General features: G+C 50.2%; 5 protein-coding genes. All 5 read right to left on the bottom strand.

What is annotated here, in order from left to right:
• A partial coding sequence (locus V6D20_24240; protein HEY9818891.1) for a response regulator occupies positions 1-632 on the bottom strand: 632 nt, incomplete at its 3' end.
• A 94-nt stretch (positions 633-726) separates the two neighbouring features.
• Entirely contained in the window at positions 727-1,932 is a 1,206-nt protein-coding gene (locus V6D20_24235; GenBank protein HEY9818890.1) for an EAL domain-containing response regulator, read from the bottom strand.
• Positions 1,933-1,995: 63 nt separating this feature from the next.
• A complete protein-coding gene (locus tag V6D20_24230; protein ID HEY9818889.1) occupies positions 1,996-4,728 on the bottom strand; it encodes a PAS domain S-box protein in 2,733 nt (910 codons plus the stop codon).
• Between the two features lie 5 nt (positions 4,729-4,733).
• Complete coding sequence (locus V6D20_24225; GenBank protein ID HEY9818888.1) at positions 4,734-5,165, bottom strand: response regulator; 432 nt, start codon at positions 5,163-5,165, stop codon at positions 4,734-4,736.
• Between the two features lie 310 nt (positions 5,166-5,475).
• On the bottom strand, positions 5,476-7,839 hold a 2,364-nt coding region (locus tag V6D20_24220), incomplete at its 5' end, for a PAS domain S-box protein (protein HEY9818887.1).

Below are 7,839 nucleotides of genomic sequence, written 5' to 3'. Positions count from 1 at the left end.
TGAACCTCATCACTAGCCAAGACTCGCAGCTTGGAATAGAGTAAGGTATTGTTGATCACGCGATGGAGTCGGCGAGCAGATAGGCTAATACCATCAGCAATTTCTGAGAGGCTCTCCGAATCAATGCCATCATGCTCATATTTTAGGATATCTGCTAAACCCATGAGTCCATTTAATGGGGTAAGTAACTCATGGGGCATAGCCTGAGCAATATTTTTGCGCAGTTCCTCAATCTTGCGCTGATAATGGCTCCCAACCACGGCCTTTTTCTGGAGTCGTGCATCCACCGCGTTGAGGAGTTCTAGCCGCGTAAAGGGCTTGCTCAAATAATCATCGGCACCCATTTCCATACCATGCCGTTGATCGGAACGGCTGGCCTTCGCAGTCAGGAAAATAAATGGCGTCGTCTCTGCTTGAGAAACAGATCGCACATGAGCCAGTACATCGTAGCCACTCAGGGTTGGCATCATGATGTCACACAGAATCAAATCTGGATCAGTTTGGGTAACGAGCTGAAGACCTTCTTGACCATTAGGGGCGGAAAAGACCTCGTATCCCTCATTTTCCAATATATCTGAGATGAGTTCACGAATGGCATCTTCGTCTTCAATCACTAAAATTCTGTTCATCATGAAAAAAGGTATAGGGAGTTATAGGTAAGCAGTTTTTGGAGCTCAGGCAGCGATCGCTTCATCGAGAGAACAGCTAACAGCAGGCTCTGGCAGGTCAGTGGAAGGATGCATCGGCAACTTGGCAGCGCATGACGAGCTGCACAAATTCTGAAGCAGGTAAGGGTCGGCTAAACAAGTAACCCTGCATAGCATCACAACGATGCATAGCTAAGAAATCTCGTTCATCTTCAGTTTCCACTCCTTCAGCAATCACATCGAGGTCTAAACTGTGGGCCATTTGAATGAGAGCCATGACGATCGCTGCATTCTTAGTATTTTGATTAACCTGTTTTACAAAGCAGCGATCTAACTTCAGGGTGTTAAACGAGAAATGCTGCAGGTATCCCAGTGAGGCATAACCGGTACCAAAATCATCTACCGACACCTGTAATCCTCTAGCATGGAGCTCATTCAGGGTATTGATGGTGCTCTCCACATTTTGTACAAGCAGGCTTTCGGTTAATTCAAGACTGAGGTATTGGGGAGACAATCCAGTGTGATCCAACACTTGGGTTATCTCAGGAATGAGATCAGGACGATTAAATTGAGCACCAGATATATTAACAGCTAACTTAATCGGTGGCATATGCTGCTCTTGCCAGGTCACCGCCTGTTGACATGCTGTTTGTAACACCCAGCGCCCGATGGGAATGATCACCCCCGTAGACTCGGCTAGGGGAATAAAGTCATTGGGAGGAACCAAGCCGCGCTGCGGATCATGCCAGCGAATCAGAGCTTCTGCCCCCACCAACTCACCCGTTTGTAGACTGATCTGAGGTTGATAGTAGAGCGAGAATTCATCCTGCTCTAGGGCTTTCAACAGGCGATCGCGATCTTCGATCTGGGTAGAGGTCTGGGGGTCATTGCCATAAACCTGGTGCAGGGCAGCGTGCTTTTTTAATCGGGTGCGAATGGTACTGAGTAAATCTAGGCGATCAAAGGGTTTCGTAATGTAATCATCGGCACCCAATGCCATGCCGTGGCGGATATCCAAGCGCTCCGATTTGGCGGTTAGAAAAATAAAGGGAACGGCGGCGGTTATGACATCTTGCTGCAACGCTGCTAGAATGCCGTAGCCATCCATCCCTGGCAGCATGACATCACACAGAATCAGGTCTGGAGTGGTGTCGCGGGCCATTTGCAACCCAGATATCCCATCTTCGGCACAGATTGGTTCATAACACTCAGCTTCCAGCAAATCTGAAATGAGATCGCGGAGCATCGGTTCATCTTCAATAACCAAGATCTTTTTGGGAGACATAGGGTGCGTACCTTTGGGGATAGGGACTACTCAGCAACTGCCATGAACCATGATCATGATGGTTCATGACGATTCATGGTGAACGCCTAAAGAACTCAGTGCCTCTGGATGGGGAATCATCGTGAATCCAGTTGCAGAAAAGTGTAAGGGTAATTCAACCAGAAAACTGGTGCCCTCCCCTAGGATACTGTCAATCTGAATATGGCCACCGTGAAGATCGATGGCATTTTTAACAATGGATAACCCTAGACCTGTTCCGGGAATGGTGCCAACATTCTTGGCACGGTGGAAGGGTTCGAACAAGCGGGATAGATCTTCTGAGGGAATACCAATGCCGCGATCGCGAATCAGGAAGGTGGCGGTGAGCGGTGCTTCGGTTTGTGGGGAAGGTTGAATTGTCACCTGGAACTCAATCTCAGCATGGGCTGACGAGTATTTCAGAGCGTTAGACAGCAAGTTGCTAATCACATGCCGTAATAGTTTTTCGTCGAGATAAGGACGTAGGGGCAGAGTGATGGGCTGACCAGCGATCGCGGCTAATTCCGCTGGACTAGGTGGTAGGTAGGTGAACTGAATAGCGTGCTGCTGATTGGCATTGAGCTGAATGCCCTCCACCAAGGTGCGACAAAACTCAACAAGGTCGAGGGGAATAGGCGTAAAGGAGAGCCGGCCCGAGTCGTAGCGGCTGATCAGCAATACATCATCCAAGAGCTGAATCATATGCTGCACCGCTGATTTAATTTGCTGGTAGTAGCGCAGCCGTTTCTCGGGCTTGAGTTTATAGTCTGGGTATTCTAGCAACTCCGTGGCACTCAAAATAGTCGTGAGGGGCGTGCGAAACTCATGGGATGCTGTGGAAATGAATCGAGATTTCAGCTCATTGAGTTCTTTTTCATGCTCCAAGGTTTGCAAAATATCAGCTTCGGTTTGCTTGCGCTCCGTAATATCCAACAAGGTGCCGACAATGCCTTGGGGGCGACCATTGGCATCATGAAAGAGCGCCTTGTAAAAGATGACATCTTGCCGCGTACCGTTCGCCCGCACCACGGAACTTTCATATACCTGGTTGCCTCCATGGAGATGGCGCAGGGTATCAGCATCATCTCGGTAGCTGTTGGCCAGTTCAGGGGGAGCGATCGCATCAATGGTTTGGCCAATGATGATCTCTCGGGTCACCCCCAGGTAGTCTTCAAAGGCGCGGTTACAGCCTAGATAAATGCCGTGGGTATCTTTATAGAAAATGGGGTTGGGAATCGTGTCGATTAGGCTTTGCAGCAGTCGAAACTGCGATTGCAGAGCTGCCTCAGCCTGCTTGCGATCGCTAATATCTTCAGCAATGCCGGCGATCCGATAGGGACGGCCATCTGCATCGAGCACATAGGAGGCACGGATCCAGACCCAGCGCACCGTACCATCGGATTGCACAATCCGGTATTCCTCGTTGAGATCGGTTTTGGCCCTGAGATGAGCTTTGAAGGACTGACGGATGTGATTTTGATCCTCTAGATGGGCCCCATCAAAGAAACAGGCTTTGGGATCTTCCATGAGGGAGGGGCAGGGATAGCCCCAAATATCTTGATAGCCAGGGCTGATGTAGAGGAGTTGCTGTCCATCGGCAGACAGCAGGAAAAAGCAATCATGGATGTTTTCGGCCAGTTGGCGAAACTTTTCTTCACTCTGGCGCAGGGCCTCTTCCGATCGCTTGCGATCGCTAATGTTACGGACGATCGTACATTTGAATTCTTTGTTATCAAACTCTAGGTAGCTAGAGTTGAGTTCGACGGGAATCTCCTGACCCAATTTAGTTAAGTTGATTGACTCTTCCGTATAGCTACCCCGCTGCTTGAAATTCTGCCAATGGGCCTGCCAGCGAGACTGTGGGTAGTGGGGATCAATTTTATCAATCGAAAGAGCTAGCAGTTCATCCTGGCTATAGCCGAGAGACTCACAGGCTGCCTCGTTGACATAGAGAATTTGTCCATCGTTTTGCACCAAAAACACCGCATCCCCCACTCGGTCGAGGGAGTAGCGAGCAATGCGTAGGGAGGCTTCCGCTAGCTTGCGATCGCTAATATCTCGAATGATGCAAACAAACTCCTGTTGCCCAAAGCGAGAGAGAGAGAGCTCTTGGTAAAACAACGTACCATCTTGCCGCTGTCCCATGATTTCACCACTCCAGTGGTGCTGCCTAGCGATCGCCGGCAAAATATCTCCTTGAATTTTGCTCTGCTCATGCTCTGCATAAACACTCCAGCACTCCAGCCCTAAAAGTTCGGTGGGTTGATGATATCCATAGATGTCAACAAAGGCTTGGTTGAGGTAAGTAAAGCAGTGATGCTGATCGACAATGGCAATACCATCCCGAGAGGCAGCCATGGCCGCCGCCTGTTGGCGCATGACGCGTTGGGTTTTCGATCGCTCCACCGCATAGCGGATCGTGCGCATCATCAACGAATAGTCGATTTGCCCTTTCACCAGGTAGTCTTGGGCCCCAGCTCGTAGGGCAGAGAGCCCTACCTCTTCACTGCGCAGCCCCGTGAGCACCACAATGGCCAGGTCGGGAAAATCCCCATGGAGCTTGGTTACAGCTTCTAAACCTTGGGCATCGGGCAGGGAAAGGTCGGATAGCACCACATCACAGGTTTGGGTATCAAGGTGGGCGATCGCGGCTTGCAGAGACTCCACATGCACCAAGACCCAGGGCAGAGCATCGACATCGTCCAGCATCTCTCGGAACAGATCCGCATCTGCCGGGTTATCTTCAATCAACAAAATTTTGAGGGGGGTGTTGACCATGCATTCTACGTCCTTCTCGGCGGCAGTTTGACGGCAGCAAGCCAAAAATCTTCGATCGCTTTGATGAGGATCATGAATTGCTCTAAATCGACAGGCTTGATCAAGTAGCAGTTGGCATGGAGGCTATAAGCACTCCGAATGTCCTCCTCGGCGGAGGATGTGGTGAGGACAATGACAGGAATGGTCGCCAAGTCTGGATCAGACTTCAGTTCAGCCAATACCTCGCGACCATTTTTTCGAGGTAAGTTGAGGTCAAGCAGAATGAGGTCAGGGCGTGGATGATTAGTATAGTCTCCCTGGTGTCGAACAAACGCGATCGCCTCCACTCCATCTTCTACGACATGGACGTGATTGAGTACCTTAGATTTACGGAGGGCTTCGATCGCAAGATCTGCATCACTTGGAGAATCTTCAACCAGCAAAATCTCAATAGGCATGAATACAGGGCACAGCGTGGACGATGGACAGATGGAGGTGTCATATACAATCCGGTTAAAGGGCTACAGGATCTGCCCTTCACTCCAGCCTTTTTCCAATCTTGGAACATCAACTCATCTTAGCCCTTCTTCCTTCCGGGAAAGGATTTGGGGTAAGGGTTGTAGGTTGTTGATCAAACAAACCTAGGGCAATTGTCCGGACTTGATATCATAATTTCTCCAATAGTAACCCTTGTAACTAGGGGGTGCATTTCCCTAAACGCTTGTACGGCTAAGGGCTACTAGCTTAGGACGACTAGCCAACCTCGAATCATTTATCTAAGGAAGCTGTCTGGGGCAAGGCTTTGGCAATCGTAAACCGGAAGGTTGAACCCTGTCCAGGCTGAGACTGTACCCCGATCGTGCCATGGTGGCGCTCCACAATCTTTTTGCAAATGGCTAACCCAATACCCGTACCGGAATATTGACGACGGGTGTGTAGCCGCTGAAAGATGATGAAGATGCGATCAACATATTGGGGATCAATACCAATGCCATTGTCTTGCAGGGTAAACAGCCAATGGTCGTCCAAGTCTTCTACTGCAATCGTGATCTCCGGCGGGCGATCGCTGCGATATTTGATGGCATTACTCACCAAATTTTGCAGCAAACGGGTGAGTTGGTTGAGATCTGCCGTCATGGTGGGCAAGGGATCGTAGTGAAGACTTGCCTTGGCTTCAGCGATCGCCACATCTAGATTTTTCTCAACCTGCTGCAACACCTGGTTGAGATCAATCTGCTCAAGGGTCAGCTCGCCTCGCCCCACCCGAGAATAGCTGAGCAAGTCTTGAATGAGCTGCTGCATATAGCTAGCCCCATCCACAATGTAGTGAATGTATTTGTCTGCCCGTTCATCAAGCTGTTCCTCATATCGCTGGGCCAAGAGTTGGGTGTAGCTGGTAATTGCTCGCAAGGGCTCTTGCAGATCGTGGGATGCAATGTAGGCAAATTGCTCCAGCTCTTGGTTGGAATGCAAAAGCTGCTGGGTGAGGTTTTCCCGCTCTACAATTTGGGTTTGCAAATAGGCATTCACATCAGCCAGTTCCATGGTTCGCTGCTGAACACGCAACTCTAGCTCATCCCGCGATTGCCGCAGTTCTTCTTGCGCCAGCTTGATATGGCTGATGTCTTTGATCAGAGCCATGTAGTTGGTGATCTTGCCTTGCTCATCGTAAAGAATGGTGGGCGTGACGATCACGGGAAAACGCTGACCGTTCTTTCGCATAAAGATTAGTTCAACATCATCTAGATCCTGTCCGTTGGCCAGCGTTTGGGCAGCCGCCATAATCGTGGCCTGCTCCTCCGGCGGCCAGTAGGGATGGGGCATCGCCGTACCGATCAGCTCATCGCGACTGAAGCCCGTCATATCACACAGGGCTGGGTTGACGTCTAAATGCACGCCTTGATGATCGAGCAGGGAAAAGCCGTCTTGTAGATTAGCAATGAGATTTTCTGAAAACTCCTTGCTGGTGCGCAGTGCCTTTTCCGCCCGAATGCGATCGCTAATATCCAAACAGGCACTCAACAAACAGGGTTGCCCCCCCAGTTCAATGCGCCCCGAGGAAAGCAGCATGGTTTGAATGTCTCCTCCCTGAACTTGGGAGTGGATCAACATATTTTGCACATGCCCCTTGGCTTGCATGGTCTCCAAAAAGGCCTGGCGCTCTTGAGACGAGTTCCAAAACTGCATGTCCTCTGAGGTACGGCCAATCGCCTCTTCGCGGCTAAAGCCGGTGTTGGCAATCCAGGCCTCATTGACCGCAATATGGCGACTGTCAGGATAGGAGGTAATGCTCAATGGAATGGGACTGGCATTAAAAGCCATGGCAAACCGTTCTTGGGAAGCTCGCAGTTCCTGCTCGGCCTGTCGTCGTTCAGTGACATCCAACACCAACGACAGCATAGAAATGAGCTGTCCAGAATCATCAAACAAGGTGGAGTTGTACCACTCGCAGTAGATCACCTCGCCTGTTTTGGTGAGGTTGCGATTGTGGCAAACATTATGGGGCTGACGGCCTGAGAGCAGGTCTTGCATCACTTGATTGACTTGATCGATGTCATCTTCATAGATGAAAGACCAATCACTGGGATGCTTGCCCACCACTTCCCCAAATTGCCAGCCAAAAATGTCACTTGCCCTTGGAGACCACCCCTGAACCTGAAAATGACTATTCCATTCAATCACCCCAATCGGAGAGTTTTCGATCAGTGAGCTCAGGCGCTGGTAGGCTTCATGGAGCTCAATCGTGCGCTCTGTCACTCGTTGCTCCAACTCATTGCGCGATCGCAGCAGGGCTTGCTCAACCTGCTTCTTCTCTGTTACATCATGGGCGATTGCATAAATGAGTTGCTTCTCGGGCACTGCCACTGTACGCCACGATAGCCAACGATAGGAACCATCCTGGTGGCGATAGCGATTGTCAACCTGGCCATAGGTGGCACTGCCGCTGGTGATGTGGTCGAGGAGCATCTGCAAGGCAGCCTCATCATCAGGATGAACGAAGGTGAAGCTTAACTGTCCCTGAATGGTGTCTGGGCTATAGCCCAGCACATTAATAATGGCAGGATTTATCGATAGAAATCGCCCATTAAAGTCCACGATCGCCATGATGTCTGGCGAGAGGTTAAAAAACTG

This window comes from Candidatus Obscuribacterales bacterium (genome assembly GCA_036703605.1).
Classification (GTDB): Bacteria; Cyanobacteriota; Cyanobacteriia; order RECH01; family RECH01; genus RECH01.
Note: the sequence above shows the minus strand (reverse complement) of the source record. Positions and strands in the feature narration are given on the sequence as shown.